Raw genomic sequence first — 26,010 nt, forward strand, 5'->3', positions numbered from 1 at the left:
ATCTCTTTAAAGAGCATCCTTTGTGATTTTTTTACTGGCTTTGTTTCCTCCTGTAGTGGTTTATAGTTCGAGTGCTTCAGGCATCAGCGATTTATCCGATGCCTGATGGACAAATGGATGATGCGTAACGTTTTGGCGCGGTACTTCGGTACTGCCGCAGGCCAAATGCTTCATTTCAGGATCCAGATACCAAATCATTTGCGAAGCCTTAATAGGCGCATGACCTGTTCGCATAATCAGGGTTTGATCTTCGGGTAAACGCATGACTTCATCTGGTCGTAGTAAGGGAATGGCCTGATAGTTGTAGCTTTTAGACTCGGAATAGCCTTGGGTTTGGGTACTGGTAGAGCCTGCGGATACTTTTATAGTACGAGTACCCAGCAATTTACTGACATACTCGGCATCATGAATGTCCTCGGTGGCAAAGGCTATTTTGGTTTTAATGTTGGTAAAGGCTTTGGCTTCATCGTGGGAGTATTGCTCATAGGTTTGGGCGATGTATTGTATGATGAGCACACAGCGCACTCGGTATTCGCGCAGTAATTTAAGCGAGCGTCTTAGCCTTTCGATACGGCCTAAAGAGGAAAATTCATCAATCAGGCACAGCAAAGGATACGGCTCTTCCACCGGATCGGGTATCTTTTTAATCATGACTGAAATTAATTGCTGCCAGAACAGCGTTAACAAGGGTGAAAGCCGCTCCATGTCGTCATCGGTAAAACCGATGTAAATCGTTATTTTTTCTCGTCTTAACTGACGTAAATCAAAATCAGAACGAGCTGTGGCTGCATCAATGGTGGGATCATCGAATAATTCAAAGTATCCTGAAAACGTTTCAAGAATCGAGCTTCTCGTTTTTTCATGATTGTTGAGATAGGAATAGCCATTGCGGTAAAACTCAGGGTCGAGATGATCGGTTTCCTCCAAGACTGAGGCCAGCCAATCATCAAATCCGGCCTGTTTTAACAAACGGTTTATTTCGCCAAGGGTGGTGGGTCTTTCAGGCGTATCCAGCAGGTACAGCACGGCCACTTTAAATAATTTACGTGAGGCTTGCTGCCAAATTGGGTCGGACTTTTTATTGTCGGGCATTAAAATATGGGCTATGCGCTGAATGTCCGTTAGGCGTTGAATTTTATCCTCAGAGATTAAGGATAAGGGATTGTAACAATGCGTGATTCGGTTCTCATCAGCAGGTGCCCAGCAAAAGCATCGATGCCCTAAAACGCGCTCACGGTATCCTGAGGTTGTTTTAAAAAGCGTGAGTTTTACATCATTGCATACCACTGAGTATGGGTAGTGAAACAGATTGGGTATGCCAATGCTTCGTGTTTTACCGCTTCCGGTGGGTGCAAAAACCAGAACGTGTTCAAAGCCGTTTGAATACAGAGGCGCACCATATTTTTTACCAATCAGGATGCTTTGCTCCTGCGGCTTAAAAAATCCTGCGCGTTGGGTTTCAAAGCCATTTGAAAAATGCGCGTTACCCAGTGCCTTGTTATCTGGCCTAAGCCAATGAAACAGGTAAATCACAAGCGCTAAAAACATCAGGAAGAATGCAACCCCTTCAGTGGTCAGGAAGTTTCGCCATAGCTCAGGCTCTTGATATCGAAGGGTGGCTAGCTCCACTACTTTGAAAGGACTTTGGAACGCATTTAAAAAAAGCCAGCTATAGAGTTCAAATCCCAATAGCATAATGGCGATTACACTCACCAAGGTGCTTAAAATTAAAAGGGAAAGGTATCGATAAAATCCCTGTTTCAAAAAGCCAGCCATGCAACCCATCACAACAGCGGTGATACAGGCTGCGATTGTGGTTTCCCAATAAAATCCATGTCTGATTAAATTAATAAGCACCAATGGACTTGCCCACTGAGCGATACCTGTCAACAGCACCGCGATTTGGGCGGTTATGGCAAGCCCGATGAATAAAGCAATGGCAATAACCCGTGGATTAGGCATGTTTATAATACACCTCCACCAATCGCCTGCCGCCTGATGTTTTTTGTAACTGGACGATGACATCAATGACTTCATGCAGAATTTTGTAAATATCCGCTTCATCCATACCTGCAACCTGATTAAGTTTATAGAGCTGCGCCATGCGCATGAAGGCAACTTTGGGATTGTTAGCATGAATAGTTGCAAGTGCGCCACTATGCCCTGTGGAGCAGGCGGATACAAAATCAAAGAGTTCTTTCCCGCGAATTTCACCCATGATGATGCGATCTGGGCGCAGTCTTAAGGTGGCTTGTACCAAATCCTGCATGGAGACTTTTTGCGTTTGATCCCCAACTTGCTTTAATGCTTTCAATCGAACGATATTGCTGTGAGGCACATCCATTTCATAAGTATCCTCAAGGGTGATGAGGCGCTCATGAAGGGGAATTTGCCCTACACAACTGTTTAGAAAAGTTGTCTTACCAGAGGAAGTTCCACCCGATATGATGATGTTTTTCTTCTGCAGAATGGCTTGTCTTATAAAGCCCTGCCAGTTTTTTGCATCGTATAAATCAAGCAATTCATCGGTTTGGCTATAGCTCTCAGAATACTCCTTAATTCCAACCCCTCGCGCGGATGAAAAAAAGTCCATGGCATCGTACTCTTCGAAACTAACCTGCTTTAAGGTGAGTTTTCGGATGGAGAGCGTTTCATAAAGAGAAGCCGGAGGAATCACCAGTTGTACTCTTGAGCCATCGGTCAGATTGCCCGAAAGCACGGGTGAGGCTGCCGATACAGTTTGTTTGTTTTCATTTGCAATGAGTAAAAACAAACGCCGTAGGTATTGAGGAGTTAATACCGGAATATCAAACCGGATTAATTGCCCATTGCGCTCAATAAAGACCTCTTGGGGCTTATTGATTAAAATCTCTGAAACGTGCTCATCTTCCAAAAAATCCTGCAAGGGAGAGAGCAGCCCGGTAGCACCGGGTGAGAAACAGGCTTTGATGGCTTCCATCTTATGCCCTCTCAGCCACACGGTAGAAGTCTAGGTCGTGTGCTACAAAGACGTTAATGGCAGCTCCCTGATTGACTTGCAAGGTGGGACGTGTTTGCATGTCTTGCTGGAGCGTTTGATTGGCTGCCTGTTGGAAACTGCTCGCAATATTCATGCGGTACTGTGACATGGAGTTGTATTCGTCCTGTCCATGAACGCCACCTGTTGCCGTATACGCGCCCAAAACCGATAAAAGCGCACCGCTTCCAAAACGCTCAAAGAAATGGCGATCAATGTAGTCTGCCGCTTGCCCTGAGCGACCTATCGGATCACTTCCGGGGCTATTTAAGGTCACGATGATGCCATTGGTCATTTGCAGACGATTCCATACCACAAAAATACGACTTTGGCCTTGGGTGATTGCGGTATTAAATTGCCCAACTAGAGTGGAACCTTTAGGGATTAATAGCCTGCTTCCTTCCAAGGCAAAGATATCGCGTGTCGTGATGGCTCGAACCATTCCTGCCAACTCCGAATTAATGGCCGTTTCTAGTGTGGCTGGAATCATTTCACCAGCAGGTACGGTCATTGCAGGATGCGGTAATCGTTTGGCAGAAACGGATGTGATGTCATTTTGCTGATTTAAAAATTCAGAGTTTCCATCACGGCCTGTTAGTGTTTTGCTGGCTTGAACTTCCGCGCTCGTTGCATTAGTAGAAAGCTCACCACTGCCTGCATTAAAAAAAGTTGATGGCGCATTCATACGGGCTAAGGTTTCCTTGCTGATTGTTTGGGTTTGTATTGTTTTTAGTAAAGGTGGATGCCTTGGATCACCACCTTTATAACCCGATTGTGCTTTTGCATTCTTCTCTTTAAGGGCTGCAATCAGTTCCAGATTTTGATTTAAGGCCATGCTTAAACTTTGTTTTTCATCGGGCTCATTCATGGCGTTTGCTTTACGCTTGGGCAGCAAGCCGCCAATGGCGATGACAATACAAATCACCACAACGCCTGCCAACAATAGCTTGTCTTTCATGGCAGCATGTTTTGTATTTTTGGCAACCTGAGTTCGATTGCCCAAAGCCTCTTGCCGCTTTTTATCATCACTACTCATTTTGGCCTCCTGTTTGCTTTGATGCGATTGATTTCTGGTGTATTAAATACGGAAGCAGTAAGGCCACCGTGTCTTAGGGTAAATTGCGGGGCTAAACGCTGTACCACAATGTACTTTCCTTCACGCCGTGTATTGACGGTTGATTCTTTTCCGCTTTGGTCATCCACTGCAAAAATAGCCGGAACACTGCCTTGAGCACTCAGCTCAAAATAGGTGAATTTCCCATCATCAAAAACATGACGAGGAACAAGCTGCGGGCTGCCACTAAATCGATAAGCGGTGTTTAGAACTTTGGGTTGTACCTTTTTATTTGATGTCAGATGTTTTGGCTGAACAGCTTTTGGCTCTGGGTATTCAAACTTCAATGCATAGGTTTTTTTGCCTGGCTCCTGTTCCAGTTGTTTGGTGCTGGTCAGACTAAAATAATAGGCGCGTTGATTGGTGATTACGGTCATATTGGTTTTGGAATCAAACATCGTGGGTTTAACAAAAATCATATGCTCCAATTGCGGATGATAGGTCACCATCCATGCGGTGGTATCACCGCCTTCAATATCGAGAACACGCTCATGTTTCGCAAATTGAATTTGCGTGGTGGTAAAGGGGATGCCGTGGACAGGAACCACATCGTTTTCCCGATACACCACCTTTTTGATTCGGCCATCGGTTGGTAATGACGTTGGGTTATTTTGGGCATAGGTGCCTAACGACAAGAGCAGGACTGCTGCACTTAACAGTATTTTTTTCATGCTTGAGCCTCCATTAAACGGGTTTGTCTTGAGTAGCGAGTGACTTCAAATCCATCCCAGTTTTTCCAGCGGGTTTCAGGCGAATCCGGGGGATTGGTGTATCGCCATGAAATCATGGCGTTGTAATGCGCGGATGTGCTTTTGCCGCTGGTTTTGTCGGTATCAATCAGACTGAATACCACCTCTGCCAGTGCGTGATGATCTTTATGAAGGTCTTTTTCATTCGCCAAAACAGAATCAAGAAAATTAATGCTGTAAATGCGAACTTCTCGCTTGATGTGATTTCCCAAGGCATGGATGGGTGAGGCAGTATTTGCAGCATCCTGCTCCTGCAGATATTCCTTGGCAACCGTGCTGTTTGATAACAGGTGCACCAGTTCAAATTGAGCGCGATAGCTTGATGCATCATAAGATTCACGGTATTGAATGTATCGGGCAATGTCGCTTTCGATTTGTGCGCGATTGATGGGTGTTTCTTTATTCTCTATCGGTTCAACAGTGGTTACCCCATTGTCGTAATGATGAACCAGCATGGGTACCACCGTTTGATAATGCGCGAGCATTCCAATTACGATAAGTGCTGCCACATTCAAGCCCATGGCTGATAGAAATGCGGCTTGATAACGGTTTCGTGATTGCTCGACTCTGCCAAACTGATCGTCTGCCCAGCTTCGCGCACGTTTAAAGTAATCATTCATATGGGTTTTGTTCATGATGCTCCTTTTCGCAGGTTTTTATGCAGTTGTTTGAATACGTTGTGACTGGCTCCACCTAATTGCTTGCCTTTTTCCATCAAACGCGATGCGTTTCCTAACCCTTGGCGCAGGGCATTTATTGGTTTTTGAACAGATGACTTGGAAAATCCCCATGCCCCTAAACTGCCACCAATAAAGCCACCAACCATGGCAGAGCCAGCAGAGGTGCACACCGACCCACCAATGCTTTTGCCTATGGTCACAGCTTGGGTGATGCCCATCACGCAGAGGCAGGCCACAATAAAAATCGGCACCCAGATGGCTGCAGTCAGTGTTTCTGTATTTCCAAGAAAGGCATAGGTCACCCAGTGTAGTAAGTGGATGCAAAGCCCCACCACGCTGGACACAAAAATAAGCACAAAAGCAAATCCGGCCAGCACACCGAGCCAACGATCAAAAAATGATTTCGTTTGGTCAAACAAAGTAAACAGAATAAATAAGGGCGCGGTGCATAAAGTCACGGCTAACATCAGTTTGGCGATGACGATTTCAATAAACGCAAGACCTATCGTGACGCTTCCAGATAAAAACACCATCATGCCTGCAAAATAAGGCGTGAGTTTTCTAAGAGAACCCGCATCAAATAAATCCGAACCCAGTTTGAGGATTTCATTCAAGACATTTTGTAATCCCTGATTGATTGATCCGCCTGAAGGGTATTTATGGACGGCCTGCATTAATCGGGTTGCAATAGTTTCACTGCCCGATACAAACAGATCACGCATGTAGGATGAAAACAGATCCCAGTTCATCGCCATCATGTAAATCAACCCCACCCGCATACTGAATCGAAACAATTCATGCCGTGGTCGCTCAATGATGCCCAGAGCAATGCCATAACCTTTCAAAATAATGTACAGAACAACCATGGCTCCTAACGGGGCTTTTAATAGCGTGGCCAGTGCACTATAGCCATCAAATACAAAGTGATTGGTCAGCTTATCCACTTCACCTGCAAGCTGTATGATGAAATTATCAAACTGTAGTGTATTCATGGTTTAAGTTCCCGAAACCAAATGTGGCCATGTGGTGGCTGCTGTTTCGGCATATTCATCTGCCAGTGATTCAAAGAGATTTTTATCGGTTAAATCAGCCAGTGTTATTTTTTGGAATCCTGAATAATGGCCTTCTTTGGCAAAGGCAATCATGCCTTGATACAGGGCATCGCATCGGATCTCTGGGCTTTGTTTGCCCTCCATACATTCCAGATAGGCAAAGCCATAAGCATCTTTGTGAATGGCAAAATGCAATCGCTTTTCCGCATTAGCTGAGGCATTAATCAAAAACGTCACACTGGTTTTGGCAGGTTGTGTTTTTAACGGGTTTTCGTGCTGACATGCGCTGATTGCTGCAGCCATTAAAACAACCATTAAACTTTTTAAGAGATGGTTCATTTTGTCAGTTCCATAATGGGTTCATCGTTAATGGGATACTGAGGGCAATACTGCCCAAAGTGATGGCAGGGAGAGTCCAAATCGGGGGGCTTTGAACAGCCGCTCAGTACTACCATCATCAATACACTCAAAAGCCATTTCATGTGCTTACTCCTTGTCACTTGGGTAATCGATTAAACTTTGCCATTTCAGCCCTGTCCTGCAGTGCGGATAAATTCTCCTGCGCGCTTTGCTGGCTGATTAATGCCTGAAGTCTTAAGCTCATTAGTTGAATAAATCCGATTTCGGTAATCAGTCGTGAATTCAAATCAATGGCTCCCTTGGTGTTGGGTGTTTTCTCAATTTGTTGCGAGAGCTTATGGAGGGCTTCCATGTGCTTATTGATTTCGTTATAACTTTCGGTGGTTTGCACCATCACCGCACGATTGACGGCTTTATCTTCTTTAAAGCGCATCGCGTTGGCGGGTGTTGTAAATCGAGAGTAGCTAGCCTCATCCAATGCAGGATGGTTCTTTTCATAGGCATCGACCAATGCCTGATAGCGTTGCTGGTTGCCACCTGAGAGGTTTTGTAAAGCATCCTGCCAAGTGCTTACGGGTGATTGCCAGCTTTGTAATGAGTCGAGGCTATTGTTGATATCGCCAAAACCATAATGGCCTGAGTTCATGGATTTAAGCTGGTTGAGGTTGTCCAATTGGTTTTTGGCGGTTTGGTAGGTATCGGATAACACCCGATATTGCTCTTGTAACTCACTGAGTTGTTTCATTGCCAAGAGAATTAATTGTGCGTCTTCAACACCTAAAATATCCGCGTGACTGACACTGCTTAGAGATAGAGCTGCTATTAAGAAACAGGCTGTTCTTTTCATTTGTTGCTCCTTTCAAAAAAAACAGGAAGCCAAAGCTCAGGTTCTTGACCTACCTCTTCGATAATTTCATCCAGCAACTTAACCGATTGGGTATTGGCAGAAAGCACCCTGATGTATTGGCTCAAACCGCTTAAATCGAGTTTGCATAAAAAGGCTTCGTGATCTTGTTTATAAAGAAAGATGCGTGATTCGGGTGTGTTTTCTTTAATCGCTTCAAATTGCGCTTCGGTCAGTTTTAAATGCTCCATGTAGGTTTCCCTGTCTGCAAGCGGATTGGGAAATGCAATCAAGGTGGCCAGGTTATCGAGCACAATATGTTTAATCGGCGAGTCAGTTATCGTCTTCGGGGATTGGGTATCAAAGATAAAATGCCCGTTTTTCTTTCGGATGGTGGGCAACCATTCTTTCAGGCACTTTTCCCAAAAAGGAGAGGCAAAAAGCTGCCATGCCTCGGCGATAATAAATGAGGTCAAGCGACCATCTAGGCATTGGCGCATACGATGCAGTAAATACAGGTAAACAGGGGTTGCGATGATGCTCTGGACTTGGTCCATAAGATAGGTCACATCAAACCCCACCTTGTCAAAATCAAGGTTTAGGGCATCGTTTGGGTTATCAAAGAGCCAGTGAAATTCCCCATCAATTCTGGAATCGTTACGCTTTAACCAGCGTCTTAAATGAGGCCAGCGTGGGAAATCAACCGGTAGAAATTGGCTTAGATGACTGAGTGTTCTGAACTCGGGTGCAAGTTGCTCAAAGTTGTAGTCAATGCAGTCATTGATGATTCCAGCGATATCGCTGGGAATCATGCGCTCACCTTCTTCTTGTACCAGTGTTGCAAACCACGATTTTAAAAAGGAGCGATTTTCTGCAGTGTCTGGCAGTTGCAAAGGATTCATGGCAATGGGGTTGGATGGTTCCACCTTGATGTAAGAGCTGTTACCGGAAGCTAATACATAAATTTTGGAGGATTCATCTCGGTCAATGAAAAAACTTCTTCCACCAAAACGTCCCATTTGCGCATCAAGGAAATTCACCAGTGTGGTTTTACCGGCGTTATTACCCCCGAAAATAGCAGCATGACCTTTGGATGGGTTGGTTTTCGAGCCTCGTGCATGGTAGTTGAAATAGACAGGCGTTTTCGATGGGGTTTCCAAAAGCGTGACTGCACCACCTAAAAAGTTCTCATTGGAAAAGCCCGTTTGTGTGTTGTGTAATGGGCAAAAGTCCACAAAATTTTGGGAAGTAATCAGGGAGGCTCGCGTTATAAAATGCTGGTTGCATGGTAATTGACTCCAGAAGGCTGGCTCTTGACCTAGTGTTTCTTTCACTACAACAATTCCGGCAGATCCATAGCGTTTGGTGGCTTCCAATATGGCTGCATCCAATAACGACTGGCTGGGTGCCAATAACATCACGGTGTGATGATGTGCGCCTAATAACAAGGTTTCACTGGCAATTCCATCTTCCAAATCGCTTAATGCCGTGGTTTGGCTTAATGCCTTGTCTTCGACATTGAGAAGTTTGGAGCGTTTTTTTGAAATCGTGTCCAAAGCACCATCACGACCAATCGGGGCAAAGCTGTGTGTGGCGATAAATTCACAATCCAAAGATAACAACGAATCTAACAGGATGCTGGCGGTGTTGGTGGGGTATTTTTTGAGTGACAGCATCGCGCCAAATAAACAATCGTCTCGGGTATTTCCCTGAAACTGGATGCATTCTCCAAATAAAATCTGACAACCACTTAAGTACTGGCCGATGTGCCCTTCGGGGTATCTGGTTTCGTGTTTGAATGTGTTGGGTATCGAGTTTGCTATTGGAGGACTGTAAAAGGGATGTTTGAATAGGGCGGGATGACCAGCATTGACTACCAACCCAAGAAACTGAAGCAATTCGCTAAAGCCTAGTGCGTCATCCTGTTGGCCAAGTAGTGATGCTCGAAAAGGTGCGAGGTTTGCCTGCAATTGCTCAACTGCTCGATTTAAGGTTTGGATGTTTTGTTCTCTGTGATGCTCGGCCAGCTCACTGTTTCCTTGAATTGAGAAGCGTTTTGCCCACTGCAACCAAGAGCCAGTTTTGCCGCTGTCATCACCTTTAAGAATCACGGTAATATAAAGGGTATTTTTATAAAGGTTTTTATCTGTAAAGCGTTGTTGGTAGCGCTCATCCAGATCCTTGGCAAAGCCAGGCTTAAATTCCCCAATTAAAGGACAGGATATTTTTTGTCGGTGTGTGGTTACATAAATGATAAAACGTGAATCCAGACTCACCAAAGCCTGATGAAGCAAAAAGCGTTGGTGATTTAGCGTATCCGCTTCTTCGATTTCAAAAGCAGCTCCGTCTACTTTAAGCACCGAACCCACAAATCCTGATTGCGATTCAAAAATGCTGGGTGTATTAAGATGTGTTATGGGAAACAAATCAGAAACCTTCGCCTCCTGATACACCTGCTTCAAAGTCTTAGAAAGGTTCATATGCGCGAACCCTCCATATTGATGCATTCGGAGCTTCTGGCAATAAGTAACGCTTTGCGCAGATGGTAAAGAAATGGGTGTCGTAACGGCATACCAGCCACCCAAAAACATGCAAGGGAATAAAAATCAGCCCATACAGTGGGGATAAACCAATAAACACACACATTGAGACAATCAGGTTTAACATATGGTATTCAAAGGTAACGCCTGCAATCATTGCCGGACGGGTCAGCGCATTGAATATGGGGCTTATTTCCAAATCGCTCACAAGAGCCTCCTATCCAATAAGGGTTGAGTACAGGGAAGATCCACCAAAGATGATCCCCATTCCGACAAGAATCATCACAAAATATTCCTTGGGAAATTTTTGACGTGCCAGACAGAGGTAGCCTGCAATGATGATGCAAAACACGCCTACGGTTCTTGCAAGCCCACCCTGAAGGTAATTGATAGTTCTGTTGATGATGCTTTCTATCGATTGGGCATGGGATAGTGAGGGCAGCAGAGTACAAACAGCCACTAGATAGAGATCGCTAATCGATTGGCTTAAACGGTTGAATTTACTCATAGTGCCACCTTCTGCAGGGAAGATTCAGCTTGCTCCTTTTGGAGTTTTTTCAGATAAATTTCTTCGCGGTCAATGTCGATATGCTGAGGGGCTTTAATGCCAATGCTGATGATGTCGTCATCGACCTTGAGCACCTTCATTTGAATCAAGCCCTTGCCAATTAAAATCTGTTGCCCTGCTTTTCGTGTTAAAACCAACATGATGTTCTCCGGTTATTTTGCTAAAAGTTCCTTGCACTTCTGCAAACAGGAACTCACAACGGCTTTGTTTGCAGGTTGATACTCATCCTTAATCACATAAAACGTCACTTGCTTCCTGATTTGCCTGCAGCAATACAGCATTTGCGGCAGCGTAGGCGGTAACTCGTAAAACTCACGGCAATTCAAAATCGCCTTAGCCAATACCGCATCTGTAAAATCAGCTAACGCCTCTTGCCACTCTTTTTTGGCAAACCTCAAAAACACTTCATCCTTAAACTGACTTCTCCAAACATGGCCATAAAAGGCTGCAAACTTGGAGAATAGCAAATCAATACGTCTCTCAGCTTTGAAGGTATCTTTGGAGCTGGATGACATTGTTGTTCCCTCGCTCTTCGACATCACAGGGTGGGCAGAACAAGTCTTCTGTGGTGTGACGTTTACGAGTATTTTTTGTATGCTCTGCATGGTGCTTCTCCTGTAATGCATCCGTAGGTAATTCATCCTCCCAGCAACGTTGGGCAAGCCAATTTGCCGGGTATTTCCAAGGCGGCACCCATGTGCCTTGTAGTTTCATGGTTTCACGATGATTAATTTGGGCGTTCAATGCGTTGATGATGGTGTGAAATAGCTCAGCATCGGGATTCAGTTCTTCAAATACAGCTTGTGCGTTGTTCCTTGATTTTTTCTCAGGATAAAGCGACCAGAATTTTTCGAATTGCGATAATAAATAAATATAATAATTATCTTTATGAGGTATGGCGGCTTTTGGGGGTTCCACTGTGTCGGCTTTTAGTGCCTCAACCTCAGATAGCCCAGTATTTTCAAGGGATTCCTCGCGCGGCTTTATGGTGGCTTTCTGTGGCGGGTTTATGGCGGCTTTATTTTGGACAGAATAATGCTGTGAAGCCAAAAGGCATTTTAAAATCAAATGCATCCCTTCGGATTGCACTTCAATTAAGCCCGCACGAACCAATCCTGAAACAGCACGCCTAACTTGATCTCGCGAAAAGCTTTGGTTTTTTATGCCTTGATGCGGCTCAACATAAAGCTGCTCAGAAATCGACTGATGACTGATGCGCCTTTTGATTCCCACTATTCCGGTTTTAACGTCCATATAAGGTCGTATCCCTCTTAAATAAGTCAGTTGCTGGATATGTGGCAAACCACACATCGCCTCTAACTCATCACCATTAATCACAAAATCCATCATGGGTAATATCCCTACTCATCCTCGTTTTTATTTCCATAATGTGATATCTTTATAAAAATAAAAGATTATTATTCACGTTATGTGAATTTATAAACTAATTTATATCACGTAAAGTGATATTGCAATAGTTAACTCTCATTTTTTAGGGGTAAATTTGACTGAGCTGAATATCAAAAAGGAAATTGGCAAACGTATTCTTGAAGCACGGAAGGCTAAAGGCTTGACGTTAAAGGCTCTAGGCGAGCTTGCTGGCGGGTTGAAACAAACGCGATTGACAAACTGGGAGCAAGGTGTGCGAACTCCTGGGCCGGAAGAAATAAAACAGCTTGCAGAGGCTTTGAATATTTCTCCTGCTTATTTGATGTGTTTGTCAGATGAAACGGGGGTTAAAGAAGTGAGAAGTTATAGCCAATTAATCCCCCTTTTAGATTATCAGCATGTTGTCACTAGTGATAGGACATTAGTTTCTGTAAGTACCACAATGCTCTCAGAATTAAGCTCTGATGCATTTGCATTGAAAATTACAGATGACAGTATGAAGCCTGAAATCAGAGTCAATGATGTATTAGTGATTGATCCTTCCGTTTCTCCAGCCCCAGGTGATTTCGTTGCTGTTAAAATTGCTGAGAAGGCAGAGTTAATAATTTGTCAGTATAAAAAACTTTCTTATACCTCCACAGAGTTTGAGTTGCTAACTTTGAATGACAATTGGCCTAATATTAAAGTTAATGATGGTATTCAGGTTAATATTATCGGTAAGGTGGTTCAAAATATCAGAAGTTATTTTTGAAATATTCAAATAATCCAATTGGACAGCAAAGTACCTATTAGTAATATGTTTTTTGTATGTCCAAGCTTCATAGTCAGCCATAATTTAAGTTAGCTTTCTGCTAAAATTAGATTGATTTCTTAAATATACCTGTATATTTATTAATAAAATTTAATATTGAAACAGAGGAACAAATTTCAGTAGGATCCTTTGATAGCTGCAATAGATTTAACCACTTTGCGTGGAAACTCATGTTTTCTATTTTAGGTATAGAATGTGTTGCAACCCAGCCTAAATTAGGATTAATTGGGAGAAATAAAGAAGCTCCATCTTCTAAACATTCATTTATATTTCTTGGTGTTCTATTATTTGCATGATTAGCAACAATCAATGTTATAGGTTGATCAGTAATAATAAGTTTAAATTTTGATTTCGAGAAATTAACTAAATACCAATCCAACTTGGTTAAAATCGGTAATGGATTAATAGATAGTTCCGGCACTACAGCTGAGTTATATCCACATCTTAATGCTAAAGCCTCTATATGCCCACTATTTTCAAATGTGCTTTTGTAGGGGTTGTTAGAAGAAAGAAGAACATCTGAGATTATTTTTGCTGTATTTTTATGCTTTTTAATAGTTCTTGGATGCCTTCCAGTTAATGAAATAACAAACATTGCAAAATTATTCTTATCTTCTTTGGACAATAACTTGTTATCTAGGAAAATGCATTCATTCAAGGAAGTATTATTTTCTAAAATACGAATAATAGAACTTCCGAGAGCATCAATTTTTGCAAAATGTATTTTCTCAAAAGCTTGGTAGAGATTTTTTTTTGCAAATATTTTTTGTGTGGAATTGGGTGTGAATTCCCTAGCTATATTATTCTCTAGAGCATAATAATAAAAAAAACCTTTGTTGAGCCATTTCTTTAATAGAAATTGGGGAACATAATGATGCCTTGCCATAATACGTCTCTATTTTTAGATACCTACTTGATCACCGATTTGTTTTATCATTCTTGTCATTTTATTATAGAAGCTTTGAAGCAATTTTTTTGATTCATCGAGTAGCAACCGTGTTGGGTTTTTAACTCAAGACGCTTGCTGGCGTGGGTAGAGCTGCCATCAAACATAAATAACCCCGCTTTATTTTACTCTTTATATAAATTTTCAAAGAGCACATGTAATTGGATCGGTAGTCCATTATGCCAAAAATCGGGCTACAAACTGTTCTGCAATTGACTTGATAGATGAAAGGAAAACATCCATCCTGTGCTATTATTAGTTGATATAAGGCTTTCCATCGGAAGGAATTTTTTATGTTAGCAAGTACTTATTCAAAAGGGGTAATAAGTATTATTTTTTTTCTTCTGTTATCTAATAGTTCCTATTCGGACTCTGACCAATACTTGTGTATTACGAAACAAACTGTTGGATTTGAATATAATAATAAAATAAATGACTGGGTTATAACCTCGTTTAAGGGAGAGAAATATATTATTTCAAAATGTAGTAACTCAGATAAAGAGACCTTTTGGACCATGGATTGTGAGTATAAGCTAACGAAAATGGGTGATACACAATCGAGATGTGGCTGTAAGTATTATTCTAAAGCCTCTATTCTATGCGATTGTTTTTTAGCTGATTTCAAATTTAGCTTGGTAACTGGAAGGTTTCTTGAAGTGGGTTCAAATGGTTACTGGAACCCGAATTATGATAGTGATACCCCTTATATGCGAATAGGCAATTGCTCCCCATTTTAGTTATGATTCAAATTTTTTGTATGAGAAGAGTGGTTGTTATAGCGAAGTAACTTCAGCTTCGATTGGACGTATATTCATAAAGCCAGGGTCTCTGATCATTTTATAGATTTTTACATGAGAGTATTTTTCTGATGTTATCGCTTTAATTAATTCTTCATTAGGTTCGTGATTTATTCCGAAATAAATACCTTTTAATTCTATAGGGTCAAAAGGAAGGTATTCTTTATTGGTATTTGGGTTACCTAGTAGTCTTATTTCTTGTTCATATCTCCAAACTTTATGCTTGGTCAGTAGTAGCTCATTTACATACGAAAATAATTTATTATTGTTTTTAAGAAAAGCAACTTCAATAAATTTTTTAGCTGTTAGAACACTTGGTAAGGGTCCTTTACTTAAATCTTTATAATTAACTTCTTCCGCTTTATCCCTACTTATATTGAACTCTAATACTACACCGGCATATTTTTCACCATAGTGCGCCCACAAAAGCTGTATGTTATTGTTTTTAGAAAAACACACGAATGGAGTGTTTTTTATCATTTTAGAGAAATAGCTTTCTTCTATATTTTTTTTTACTACATTCAGAGTTTCATTGCCTTTAAGATTTTTTATCATCTCAAAAAGCATGGGTTTTGTGTTCTTTAAAATTTTATTGTTTAGAAACTCATTTTTAAATTTTTCCCCATTTGTATCCTTAGGGTCATAAATGATGTCTTTTCCAGTGTCGAAAGGATCATTGATGGTTGGATATTTGCTATATTTTAATTGACAATTACCAAGTATTTTTATGGCACAATTTGTTGTTGTATAATGATACATAGAGACTGTTCAACTAATTATTTGTACTATTATACAATCCTTTATTTTATTTAAAACAGGTAATTCTTCAATATCGCGCTTTACAAAGGCTTTATTCAATTTTTTATCCAACCCCTTGATCCTTTTTGCAACCCATTTTTGTTATAGACTGTCATAATTTTATGGCATGATTTGTAGGATATTGATTGGGCTCTATTTTTGGGCAGATATTGGGTACTTTTTCAAAAATTTTGGGCATATTTTGGGTGATTTTTGAGCCAACAGAAAACCACAAAAGACGACCCTATCAACCAGAAAAGTGGATTTAACTCGTTGATCTACATGGGTTTATGATGGTCTTTGGTGGTCAGGAATGGTTTTGATAATTGGTGGAGGCGGCGGGAATCGAACCCGCGTCCGCAAGTCCTCTGCCTTTAGCTCTACATGCATAGCCTTGTCTTTTGAATTTAACTGTGGCTCCTCCGACGGGCAGGATGATACACAGCGATTCCCTGAGTTTCGCGCCATAACCCGGGATAGATTAGGACGCTAGCTTATCTCTTATGACCGTTGATTCGATACCGATAAGCGGGCTCGGTCGAACGGGATACTGGGTTTATTGGCCAGTACACAGTGATGGTTTAACTAAAGTGCTTATTAGGCAGCGATAGCTTCCCCACCAGCAAAGTTTTCATCGTTTGCATTTATATTTAATTGAGTCTTATTTACGAGAGATCTCCTTCTCGGCATGCACTTCCGGTTTTGCAACCCACGTCGAAGCCAGGTCGCCCCCCATTCTGTACACTTTAATTATAACATAAAATGCTCGCATGTAAGCAAAATCCCGCCAGCATACCGAATAAATTTTCAGGACTTACAGCCCCTCAAGGTCAAAACACAATAGTTTTTAACAACAAGATTGGGGGGCGTAAGCCCTGATTTTATAAAATCCCATTATGGCGCAGCAAAGCATCAATCGTCGCGGGTCTCCCTCGGAATTCAACGAAAGCATCGGCTGCTTTTCTTGAGCCGCCTGCCTCCAAGATGGATTTCAAAAAGTCATGCCCGGTTTTGGGGTTGAAAATACCTTCCTCCTCAAAGCGCGCAAAGGCATCGCTGGATAATACTTCTGCCCACATGTAACTGTAATAACCAGCGGCGTAGCCACCCCCAAAAATATGCGAGAAACTGTGCTGAAAACGATTATAAGGAACAATGGGTACAACACTGGTTTTAGAACGTACATCCGCCAGAATATTTGGGACAAATGACGCTTTACCCGTTTGATATTCCTGGTGAATGCGAAAATCAAACAAGGCGAATTCCATTTGTCTTAACATGGCCATGGCGGATTGAAAATTTTTAGCGGCAATCAAGCGCTCGTACAATGCGGAAGGCAAGGTTTCCCCTGTATCCACGTGCGAAGTCAGTAAAGACAATGCGTGCTCATCCCAGCACCAGTTTTCGAAAAATTGGCTGGGTAATTCCACCGCATCCCATTCCACGCCATTAATTCCTGAGCCGCCAAGGTAATCGACTTGAGTCAAAACGTGATGCAAGCAATGACCAAACTCGTGAAACAAAGTCACCACTTCATCGTGCGATAACATGGCGGGTCTGTTTGCAGAAGGCTTGGCAAAATTGCAAGTCAAGGTCGCAATGGGTAATTGAACTGTGCCATCCTCGAGTTTTCTGCGGCTTTGCATGGAGTCCATCCAGGCACCATTGCGCTTGTGCGGTCTGGCAAACAAATCCGTGTAAATGTACCCGCGCGTTTGATTGGATTCATCGACTATGCAATAGCATTGAACGTCCTTATGCCAAACATCCACGCCCTCAATCTCCTCGATACTCATACCAAAGAGCTTTTTAACAATCGCGAACAAGCCTTGCATCACTTTAGGTTGTGGGAAATAAGGCCGTAATTCCTCTTGAGATAAGGAATACAAATCCTGTCTTCTTTTTTCAGAAAGATAAGCAACGTCCCATGGGTTTACTGGGCTTAGATTGAATTTATCCTGTGCAAACAGTTCAAGTTGCCTAAATTCAGCCTTACCCTTGTCACGGGTTCTGCCAATCAAATCATAAATAAATTCAGTGACTTGATTGGTCGAGGCCGCCATCTTGGTCGCCAGGGATAATTCGGCAAAATTATTGAACCCTAAAAGCTCGGCTTTTTCATGGCGCAAGGACAGAATTTCATCAATCAGCGGAGTATTGTCAAAGGTTCCTGCATTAGGGCCTTGATCTGAGGCTCTGGTGACGTAAGCCCGATACATTTCTTCACGTAAAGCCCTGTCTTCAGCATGCGTAATGACGGCCTGAAAACAAGGGTATTCGAGTGTTAAAACAAAGCCATCCAGCCCCTTCTCATGCGCCAATTCTTTTGCCGTATTTAAAGCGTGCTCGGGTAATCCGGCCAAACGTTCTGCTTCGGTGATATGAATAGTGTAGGCATGGGTCGCATCCAACACATTGTTTTCGAATTTGCTGGATAATTCGGCCAGTCTCGATTGAATGGCTTCAAAACGCTTTTTATTCGCCTTGGATAAAGCAACTCCTGATAACTCAAAATCCTGTATGTTGTCTGCAATAATTTTTTTCTGGGCAGGATTAAGGGAATGCTGATCTATCGATTTAATGGCCTCATACAAGTCTTGATTATGCCCAATCGCTGCATCATAGGCAGACAGCAAGGGCAGACACGCCTCATAAGATTCACGTATTGCCTCAGAATCCATCACCGCATGCATGTGTGCAAAGGGAGACCAAAAACGCTCAAGCTCATCAGCCAGACTATCTAAAGGATAAATTAAATTATCCCAGGTGTAGTGGTGATTTTCTTTAAGCAGCCTGTCAATTTCCTCGAGATGGTTTTTTAATAACGCATCAAGATGGGATTTGAAATGTTCAACTTCTATATGGCTAAATTGTGGTAATCCAACGGTGGTCGACATGTTATACCTTTCCATCATGTAATTTTTTGAAAGCATAACATTCAATTGAATTAGTCTCTATACTTTATCCGCTGTGAAACAGCAAAGTACAGTAATCAATTAAAGGCGGATGTTGGGATTAACTCCCCCACTTCATCGTCTTTTTCTGTCTTGGCAGAAAGATGCAGGCTCTCTCTTTTTTCATTTTTGGAGGCAAAAAAGCCTAATTTGTTGATAACAGAAAGAGCTGGCTTTTCAATGTTATCGACAGGCCTGTATTCATCCAACTTGTTGGTCAAGTATAATGAAACACCCCACAATACCAATAAAAGAAGTGCTCCAACCAAGGGGATGACCGGATTTATAAAACCTAAAGCAGGAACTGATAAAGCCATTGCAATCACAACAGCGGCTGCCCCGCCAACCGATAAAAAGGAACGCAGAACCTCAAATTTAATGCGATAACTGATGGAGTCCTGGTACTCTTTGATTGTCTTTTTCTTGTCTTCATTTTTTTCCTGATTAAAGAGTTCACCATATTCCTTTTGCAACTGCTGTAATCGACCAATCTCTATGTAAGCACGCAGGCTTGTGTTGGCGACGTCAAAGACAAACGCAAACAACGACAAATAAACAGAGAGGGGTGCCAAAGCGCCTACCAGCACGAAGCAATTGAGAATCCCGACTGTAAACCAAACGCTGTCATTGGCCAGCTCAAACCACCGTCGTTGCAGGTGGGCATAAAATCGATCCGACCAATCCAGTGATTTTTCTTTTTCGCCCATCCATTGCCCAGGAATGGTATGCTTTAAAATTAAAAAGAGATTGGTAAATAATCTGGGGGCAAAAAAACACCAGCCCAAATAAGCCAAAAATGGATTAGTGTATTTATCAAGCAGCACGACAAAATCACGAAATGCTTTTGAACCAGTGTCTAAATTATCCAAAAGATTAATGACTCGTTTACTTCTGCTGATAAAAATTCTATACCAATTGGATTGAGCAGTTTTCTCACGAATGGCCTGCGTCAATGACAAGCTTGTCTTGAGAGATTCCGGCTCCGGATTATCCAAAACAAAAGAATACCCGGACAATTCAGTCAATAATTCTCTGTATATGGCTTTATGGCGGCGCAAACGCAGCACTTCGCGGGGAACGACCAGATAGTGTTGATAGGTGTATTCCAAAAGCTCAGCCAGTTTGAGTGCATCAATCAGTTGTTCCTTGATTTGCTCAGGCGAACTGTAATCAGGAGAGGACAGGTTATATCTTAAGCGCTGGCACAATACACTGTATTCAATATTGAGAATAGGATGAAGGCGCGCTACTTTCGAATAAAAATCAGGACCCAATTGTTTCAGGCACGTGTTAAATGTCCAATTCAAAGAATCGGTTTCAACTTGCGTGGTCAGCTCTGGAAACATTTTTAGTAAATGACTAATAATCGGTGTCATGATTTTTTGAAATAAATAATCCGCATATCATTTGTGTTTGTAATGTAGCTTTACAAAAATTTTTGCTCCAGTCACTTTATCTGGACTGCAAAAATTAATCAAACCCTAACATTATGTCAAAAATTAGGAAAAATTTAAACTTAAATTTACATTTTGCTCTAATATTGGCATTATTTTCAACTAAAAATGATTGGTGTTCTTGCCGATTTATGCCTTCTGAGCGACAATAGTGCCTCAGTTAAATGCATAAGAGTAGGCATGAACAGTTTTACAGAATTAGCTAATGCGGTACGCATGTTAAGCATCGATGCAGTAAACCAGGCTCAATCAGGCCACCCTGGCATGCCCTTGGGTATGGCTGATATTGCCACCGTTTTATGGAAAAAATTTCTAAAATTTAATCCCAAAAATCCGCACTGGTTTAACAGAGATCGTTTTGTATTATCTAATGGCCATGGTTCCATGCTTCTCTATTCCTTGCTGCATTTGACTGGATACAATTTGGATATTAACGAGCTTAAAAATTTCCGCCAATTGCATTCAAAAACACCAGGACATCCGGAACTTGGACATACTCCCGGTGTTGAAACAACAACAGGGCCGTTAGGCCAAGGTTTGGCTAATTCAGTCGGGATGGCCTTAGCAGAACGTGTGCTGGCCAGTACCTTTAACCACGACCACTTTAACCTGGTTGATCATTATACTTATACTTTTGCCGGTGATGGTTGCCTGATGGAAGGCATTTCTCATGAAGCTTGTTCTTTAGCTGGCACTCTTGGTTTGGGAAAGCTCATTGTGTTTTATGACGACAACGGTATTTCTATTGATGGCAAGGTGGAATCCTGGTTTACGGACGATACCACGTCTCGCTTTAAAGCCTACAACTGGCAAGTCATAGGCCCCATCGATGGCCATGATGCAAATCAAATTGAGCACGCCATATTAGAAGCGCGCAAGAACACCACCCAACCTTCATTAATTATCTGTAAAACCGTCATAGGACTGGGCTCCTCTGTGGCAGGCAGCGAAAAAGCGCACGGTTCTCCATTGAGTGCCCAAGACATAAATAATGTTCGCGAATTTTTTAATTGGAAACATGCTCCCTTCGAAATCCCAGATTCTCTTTATACGCAGTGGGATCATAGAGAGCAGGGAGAAAAAGAAGAACAACAATGGCTGCAACTCCTGCATGAATACCAGCAACAATATCCATCGGAACATGATGACTTTTTACGCCGTGCCAATGGTGACCTGCCTGATGATTGGCAGGAAATATCGGCTGGATTCCTGAAACAATGTCTGAATAATGAAAAAGCCATAGCAACGCGTAAAGCGTCGCAGCAATGCATAGAATTTTTCGCGCCAATATTACCGGAAATGTTCGGCGGCTCGGCTGATTTGACTGGTTCCAATAATACCGACTGGTCAGGCAGCAAAGCCATCACGGCTCACAATTTTTCCGGAAACTACCTCTATTATGGGGTGAGGGAATTCGCCATGGCAGCCATCATGAATGGGCTTGCTGTGCATGGAGGATTTATTCCCTACGGTGGAACATTCCTTGTTTTCGCAGATTATGCAAGAAATGCTATCCGTTTAAGCGCTTTAATGAAACAAAGAGTAATATATGTATTGACCCATGATTCTATCGGTTTAGGGGAAGATGGCCCTACACACCAACCTGTAGAACACATCGCTATGTTAAGAATGACTCCTGGCATGACGGTCTGGCGTCCTGCTGATTTAATGGAAACTGCTGTTGCATGGCAACAAGCGTTGGAACACCATGATGGCCCATCCGCTTTATTGCTCTCAAGACAAAATCTGCCCGCTTTAGCTCATGGCACCGATGCGGCTGACTTGATTAAGAAAGGTGGATACATTATTGCAGATTGTGAAAGAAAGCCTGATGCTATCCTGATAGCCACAGGTTCAGAGGTTCAACTGGCTGTGGCTGCGGCAGAGAAGGTCAAATCAAGAGGACTCCATGTCAGGGTGGTATCCATGCCCTGTGCCGAGCGATTCCTTGCCCAGAGTGATGATTACAAAAACAGGGTATTACCTGGTGACGTTCGTACACGTATCGCTATAGAAGCGGCCAGCAGTGCCTATTGGCACCAATTTGTTGGCTTTGACGGCGCCGTCATTGGGCTGGATTGTTTTGGCGTATCAGCCCCTGCCACGGATGCTTTTAATTACCTTGGAATTACAGTAGAAAAAATTATTAATACTCTGGATACATTAACCAAACAAACAATGGTGTAACCCATACCCCTTCTTAAGTTTCAAGAAGGTCTGTATTCAGTCTGACTGAGTATGGAGGGTACCCTAACTCGGAGAAGTAGTATGACAATACGAGTCGCGATTAATGGCTATGGCCGCATTGGTCGTTGCATTTTAAGATCGATTTTTGAATACAACAGGCAAAATGAGTTTGAAGTCGTTGCCATTAACGATTTATCTGGCATCGATGTGACCGCTCATCTGACTCGCTACGATTCAACCCACGGTCCTTTTCGCTCAGATGTCAGCATAGAAGGAAACATGCTGATTGTTGATGGGCATGGCATTCAAGTGATTGCTGAACGTGATCCGTCCAAATTGCCATGGAAACAACTGGACGTTGATATCGTCTTTGAATGCACCGGTTTCTTTACCAGCAGAGATGCGGCAATGGGCCATATTACTGCCGGCGCTAAAAAAGTATTAATATCGGCTCCGGCCAAGGGCGTTGATACGACTGTGGTCTATGGAGTCAATCACACTGTCATCAAAGCGTCTGATGTCATTGTATCCAATGCATCCTGTACAACAAACTGTCTTGCCCCAGTGGTTAAAGTATTAAATGACGCCATAGGAATTGAGTCAGGATTGGTCAACACTGTTCATGCCTATACAAAAGATCAAATGCTTCTGGACGGAAGCCATAAAGATTTACGACGCGCTCGCTCTGCAACGCAGTCCATCATTCCAACCAAAACTGGCGCTGCTGCAGCCGTTGGTTTGGTTTTACCTGAACTGGCAGGGAAGTTGGACGGATTTGCGATGCGAGTACCGGTATTAAACGTATCCGTTGTTGATTTAACCTTCCAGGCGAAACGCGAAACCTCTGTAGAAGAAATCAATGACATCATGCGCAAGGCTAAAAGCCGAATTTTACAAATTAATGAAGATCCTTTAGTTTCTTGTGACTTCAATCATAACCCTGCTTCGGCTATTTTCGATACAACGGAAACTAAAGTGATAGGTAATTTGGTCAAAGTGGTCGCCTGGTATGACAATGAATGGGGTTTCTCTAACCGCATGATTGATACCGCACACCAAATGATGAACTGCTAAAGGATAACCAATGAACCTGATTAAAATGAGCGACATTGATCTGTCTGGCAAAAGAGTCCTGATTCGTGAGGATTTAAATGTCCCGATCAAAGACGGCATGATTACCAGTGATCAAAGATTGCAAGCAGCCCTGCCTACCATCAAATCCGCCCTGGACAGTGGTGCCGCAGTGATTGTATTGTCCCATCTTGGGCGTCCAGAAGAAGGAAAATACGAAAAAAAATTCTCTTTGGAACCTGTTGCTGACTATTTAAAAGAAAACCTGGAATATCCTGTTCGCTTCGTCAAGGATTACTTGAATGGCCTGGATGTGAAACCCGGGGAGTTAGTTATTTGCGAAAATGTCCGATTTAATCCTGGTGAAAAATCCAATGACGAATCCCTGGCCAAAAAATTGGCCAACCTTTGCGATGTCTTTGTCATGGATGCTTTTGGCACGGCACACAGGGCACAGGCGTCTACCTATGGTGTTGCTCAATATGCCCCAATCGCCGTTGCTGGTCCTCTGCTAATCCGGGAACTTGAAGCGTTAAACCAAGTGCTTAAAGCGCCTAAAAAACCTATCGTCGCTATTGTTGGAGGAGCCAAAGTCTCCTCCAAGCTCAGTCTATTGAAACAATTAGTGGGTATGGTTGATGTTCTTATTCCAGGGGGAGGTATTGCCAATACTTTTCTGAAAGCTCAGGGATTTGAAATTGGTATTTCCCTGTACGAACCTGATTTATTAGATGAGGCTCGTCATATTCTTATCCTAGCCAAAGAAAAGGGTTGCCAAATCCCACTACCCACCGACGTTGTCGTAGGCAAAACCTTTAGTGAAACCTGCCCTGCTTTTAATAAGTCTCTGTCTAATGTGGCTGAAGACGATATGATTCTTGATATTGGCCCAGAAACCATAAGAGATTATGTAGACCTCATCCATGACGCCAACACCATCATCTGGAATGGTCCGGTTGGTGTATTCGAATTCCCGCAGTTTGCATATGGAACAAGAGCCATTGCTATAGCGATTGCCGAGAGTGATGCTTTTTCTATTGCTGGTGGTGGTGATACCTTAGCTGCTGTTGATCTCTATGATTTGAATCAGCAAATTTCTTATATTTCCACAGGAGGTGGGGCATTTCTCGAATGTCTGGAAGGAAAAAGCTTGCCTGCTGTTGCTATTTTGCAGGAGCGCGCAAAACATGTTAAGACGAACTAAAATTGTTGCCACTTTAGGCCCAGCCAGCAAGGAACCTGAAATCCTGCGTTCCATGTTGGCTGCAGGAGTCAACGTAGTACGAATTAACTTTTCCCATGCCGATGCCTCTGCCCTGCAATTAATTGCACTGGTTCGTAAAATCGCAGATGAATTAAACCACCCGGTTGCCGTAATGGCTGATTTACAAGGACCTAAAATAAGAGTCGGCCGTTTTCACAACAAATCCATCACTTTAATTGATGGACAAAATTTTACATTGGATTGTATGGCCCCGGATACCCTGGGCGACATCAATGGCGTTTCAGTCGCTTATCCTAATTTGGCCAATGAACTCAGTATTGGTGATCATCTTCTGATTAATGATGGCTTAATTGAATTGGAAGTCATCGAGATTGCCGGGTCAAAAATTCATTGCAAGGTAGTGGAAGGTGGAATACTCACTGATTTGAAAGGTTTGAATAGAAAGGGTGGCGGCTTAGCAGCCAGGACTTTAACAGAAAAAGACAGAAATGATTTACGTACAGCAATTGAAGCAGAAGTGGATTACATCAGTTTATCTTTTGTAAAAGACGCAGAGGATATCCGGCAAGCAAGAGCGCTAATGAAAGACTATGGGGCCCAAATAACCCCTATTATCGCTAAAATTGAGCGCATGGAAGCTTTGGATCACTTAACTGATATTATTCGCGAAGCAGACGCCATTATGGTGGCCAGAGGAGATTTAGGCGTTGAAGTGGGTGCTGCTGAAGTTCCCGCTATTCAAAAACACATCATAGAACAAACGCGACTTTTAGATAAAGTGGTGATTACCGCAACACAAATGATGGAATCCATGATAAGCAATCCTCAGCCTACCCGTGCCGAGGTTTCTGATGTAGCCAACGCGATTCTGGATGGAACTGATGCTGTGATGCTCTCGGCAGAAACAGCAAGCGGCCTTTTTCCAGTCAAGGTCATTTCCATGGTCAATAAAATATGTTTAAGCGCTGAGAAGCATGCCAGCTTTTTTTATCATAGTGATCCGGAAACCTGTCATTATCAACGCGCTGACCAGGCAATCGCTATGGCTACCATGCATACCGCCAATCATTTTCCCATTCAGGCCATTATCACACTGACCGAATCCGGAGACACGGCTTTATGGGTATCCCGACACCATAGCACTGTTCCTATTTTTGCTGTATCAGCCAATAAGAGAACCATTGGCCGTTTAAGCCTTGTAAACAATGTCTTTCCTATCTACATTGATTTTCATCAATTCAACCCCGAAGGATTGAATCAACAAATTTTACATGAATTAATCAAATCAGGGCACCTTGAAAAGAGAGGCTATGTTTTATTAACACGTGGAACCCAAATTGGAATGCCTGGCGGCACCAACTGCATGGAAATTATACCTGTTGTCTGAGTTCAAAATATCCTGTTAATGAAAGCAAGGTTCTTTCATAAAAAACAAAAAATGATTATTTTAATGAC

The 26,010-nt window shown here is 42.5% G+C and carries 24 protein-coding genes and 1 other RNA gene; 5 read left to right on the forward strand and 20 right to left on the reverse strand.

What is annotated here, in order from left to right; genetic code table 11:
• Positions 1-60 precede the first annotated feature (60 nt).
• The 15 genes from CC34_RS0103920 to CC34_RS0103990 are packed head-to-tail and all read right to left on the reverse strand — an operon-like array spanning position 61 to position 12,273.
• Positions 61-1,962, reverse strand: coding sequence for a type IV secretory system conjugative DNA transfer family protein (locus tag CC34_RS0103920; protein ID WP_028379183.1), 1,902 nt, complete (start codon positions 1,960-1,962; stop codon positions 61-63).
• Complete coding sequence (gene virB11 / locus CC34_RS0103925) at positions 1,955-2,959, reverse strand: P-type DNA transfer ATPase VirB11 (protein WP_028379184.1); 1,005 nt, start codon at positions 2,957-2,959, stop codon at positions 1,955-1,957. The genes CC34_RS0103920 and virB11 overlap by 8 nt, the downstream gene beginning before the upstream one ends.
• 1 nt (position 2,960) lies before the next feature.
• Positions 2,961-4,052: a TraB/TrbI/VirB10 family type IV secretion system protein gene (locus CC34_RS0103930; protein ID WP_028379185.1), complete on the reverse strand. Its 1,092-nt coding sequence runs from the start codon at positions 4,050-4,052 to the stop codon at positions 2,961-2,963.
• On the reverse strand, positions 4,049-4,801 hold the full coding sequence (gene virB9 / locus CC34_RS0103935; RefSeq protein ID WP_027266226.1) for a P-type conjugative transfer protein VirB9: 753 nt from the start codon (positions 4,799-4,801) through the stop codon (positions 4,049-4,051). The genes CC34_RS0103930 and virB9 overlap by 4 nt, the downstream gene beginning before the upstream one ends.
• A complete protein-coding gene (locus CC34_RS0103940) occupies positions 4,798-5,514 on the reverse strand; it encodes a VirB8 family type IV secretion system protein (protein ID WP_027228118.1) in 717 nt (238 codons plus the stop codon). Before CC34_RS0103940 ends, virB9 begins: the two co-directional genes overlap by 4 nt.
• Entirely contained in the window at positions 5,511-6,551 is a 1,041-nt protein-coding gene (locus CC34_RS0103945; RefSeq protein ID WP_028378721.1) for a TrbL/VirB6 family protein, read from the reverse strand. The genes CC34_RS0103940 and CC34_RS0103945 overlap by 4 nt, the downstream gene beginning before the upstream one ends.
• Positions 6,552-6,554: 3 nt before the next feature.
• Positions 6,555-6,950 (reverse strand): T4SS-associated protein LvrD, encoded by a 396-nt coding sequence (gene lvrD / locus CC34_RS0103950; RefSeq protein ID WP_028378720.1) that lies wholly within the window; start codon positions 6,948-6,950, stop codon positions 6,555-6,557.
• A complete protein-coding gene (gene lvhB7 / locus CC34_RS1000000117760; RefSeq protein WP_080274090.1) occupies positions 6,947-7,093 on the reverse strand; it encodes a T4SS-associated protein LvhB7 in 147 nt (48 codons plus the stop codon). The genes lvrD and lvhB7 overlap by 4 nt, the downstream gene beginning before the upstream one ends.
• 14 nt (positions 7,094-7,107) lie before the next feature.
• On the reverse strand, positions 7,108-7,818 hold the full coding sequence (locus tag CC34_RS0103960; RefSeq protein WP_028378719.1) for a TrbJ/VirB5 family protein: 711 nt from the start codon (positions 7,816-7,818) through the stop codon (positions 7,108-7,110).
• Positions 7,815-10,295 carry a VirB4 family type IV secretion/conjugal transfer ATPase gene (locus CC34_RS0103965; protein WP_028379186.1) on the reverse strand — a complete coding sequence of 827 codons (2,481 nt, stop codon included), beginning with the start codon at positions 10,293-10,295 and terminating at the stop codon, positions 7,815-7,817. Before CC34_RS0103965 ends, CC34_RS0103960 begins: the two co-directional genes overlap by 4 nt.
• Positions 10,282-10,563: a VirB3 family type IV secretion system protein gene (locus CC34_RS0103970; RefSeq protein ID WP_028378717.1), complete on the reverse strand. Its 282-nt coding sequence runs from the start codon at positions 10,561-10,563 to the stop codon at positions 10,282-10,284. The genes CC34_RS0103965 and CC34_RS0103970 overlap by 14 nt, the downstream gene beginning before the upstream one ends.
• Before the next feature lie 9 nt (positions 10,564-10,572).
• Positions 10,573-10,863, reverse strand: a complete 291-nt coding sequence (locus CC34_RS0103975; protein ID WP_028378716.1) for a TrbC/VirB2 family protein — start codon at positions 10,861-10,863, stop codon at positions 10,573-10,575.
• On the reverse strand, positions 10,860-11,063 hold the full coding sequence (locus CC34_RS0103980) for a carbon storage regulator (protein WP_028378715.1): 204 nt from the start codon (positions 11,061-11,063) through the stop codon (positions 10,860-10,862). The genes CC34_RS0103975 and CC34_RS0103980 overlap by 4 nt, the downstream gene beginning before the upstream one ends.
• Positions 11,064-11,075: 12 nt before the next feature.
• Entirely contained in the window at positions 11,076-11,438 is a 363-nt protein-coding gene (locus tag CC34_RS0103985) for a hypothetical protein (protein WP_028378714.1), read from the reverse strand.
• Positions 11,404-12,273 (reverse strand): LvrA C-terminal domain-related protein, encoded by an 870-nt coding sequence (locus CC34_RS0103990; RefSeq protein ID WP_028378713.1) that lies wholly within the window; start codon positions 12,271-12,273, stop codon positions 11,404-11,406. Before CC34_RS0103990 ends, CC34_RS0103985 begins: the two co-directional genes overlap by 35 nt.
• A gap of 163 nt (positions 12,274-12,436) precedes the next feature.
• Here CC34_RS0103990 and CC34_RS0103995 point away from each other — a divergent pair, with 163 nt between their 5' ends.
• Entirely contained in the window at positions 12,437-13,063 is a 627-nt protein-coding gene (locus CC34_RS0103995; RefSeq protein ID WP_028379187.1) for a helix-turn-helix domain-containing protein, read from the forward strand.
• Between the two features lie 106 nt (positions 13,064-13,169).
• Here CC34_RS0103995 and CC34_RS0104000 read toward each other — a convergent pair whose 3' ends face one another.
• The 5 genes from CC34_RS0104000 to CC34_RS0104025 form a co-directional block, all read right to left on the reverse strand.
• Positions 13,170-14,009 (reverse strand): DUF4238 domain-containing protein, encoded by an 840-nt coding sequence (locus CC34_RS0104000; protein WP_028379188.1) that lies wholly within the window; start codon positions 14,007-14,009, stop codon positions 13,170-13,172.
• A gap of 833 nt (positions 14,010-14,842) precedes the next feature.
• The gene (locus tag CC34_RS0104010) at positions 14,843-15,625 is read right to left on the reverse strand and encodes a DUF2971 domain-containing protein (protein WP_028379190.1); all 783 of its coding nucleotides are present in this window, start codon (positions 15,623-15,625) and stop codon (positions 14,843-14,845) included.
• A gap of 366 nt (positions 15,626-15,991) precedes the next feature.
• Positions 15,992-16,397: a transfer-messenger RNA gene (gene ssrA, locus CC34_RS1000000116865) on the reverse strand.
• 148 nt (positions 16,398-16,545) lie between these two features.
• A complete protein-coding gene (locus tag CC34_RS0104020) occupies positions 16,546-18,561 on the reverse strand; it encodes a M3 family metallopeptidase (RefSeq protein WP_027228101.1) in 2,016 nt (671 codons plus the stop codon).
• 95 nt (positions 18,562-18,656) lie between these two features.
• Complete coding sequence (locus CC34_RS0104025) at positions 18,657-19,994, reverse strand: hypothetical protein (RefSeq protein WP_027228100.1); 1,338 nt, start codon at positions 19,992-19,994, stop codon at positions 18,657-18,659.
• A 258-nt stretch (positions 19,995-20,252) separates the two neighbouring features.
• Here CC34_RS0104025 and tkt point away from each other — a divergent pair, with 258 nt between their 5' ends.
• From tkt to pyk, 4 genes are all read left to right on the forward strand, one after another.
• Positions 20,253-22,259, forward strand: a complete 2,007-nt coding sequence (gene tkt, locus CC34_RS0104030; RefSeq protein WP_027228099.1) for a transketolase — start codon at positions 20,253-20,255, stop codon at positions 22,257-22,259.
• 81 nt (positions 22,260-22,340) lie between these two features.
• On the forward strand, positions 22,341-23,333 hold the full coding sequence (gene gap, locus CC34_RS0104035; protein ID WP_027228098.1) for a type I glyceraldehyde-3-phosphate dehydrogenase: 993 nt from the start codon (positions 22,341-22,343) through the stop codon (positions 23,331-23,333).
• A gap of 10 nt (positions 23,334-23,343) precedes the next feature.
• Entirely contained in the window at positions 23,344-24,534 is a 1,191-nt protein-coding gene (locus CC34_RS0104040; RefSeq protein ID WP_027228097.1) for a phosphoglycerate kinase, read from the forward strand.
• Complete coding sequence (pyk, locus tag CC34_RS0104045) at positions 24,518-25,942, forward strand: pyruvate kinase (RefSeq protein ID WP_028378860.1); 1,425 nt, start codon at positions 24,518-24,520, stop codon at positions 25,940-25,942. Before CC34_RS0104040 ends, pyk begins: the two co-directional genes overlap by 17 nt.
• Positions 25,943-26,010 lie beyond the last annotated feature (68 nt).

Source organism: Legionella pneumophila subsp. fraseri, assembly GCF_000586315.1.
GTDB lineage: Bacteria > Pseudomonadota > Gammaproteobacteria > Legionellales > Legionellaceae > Legionella > Legionella pneumophila_B.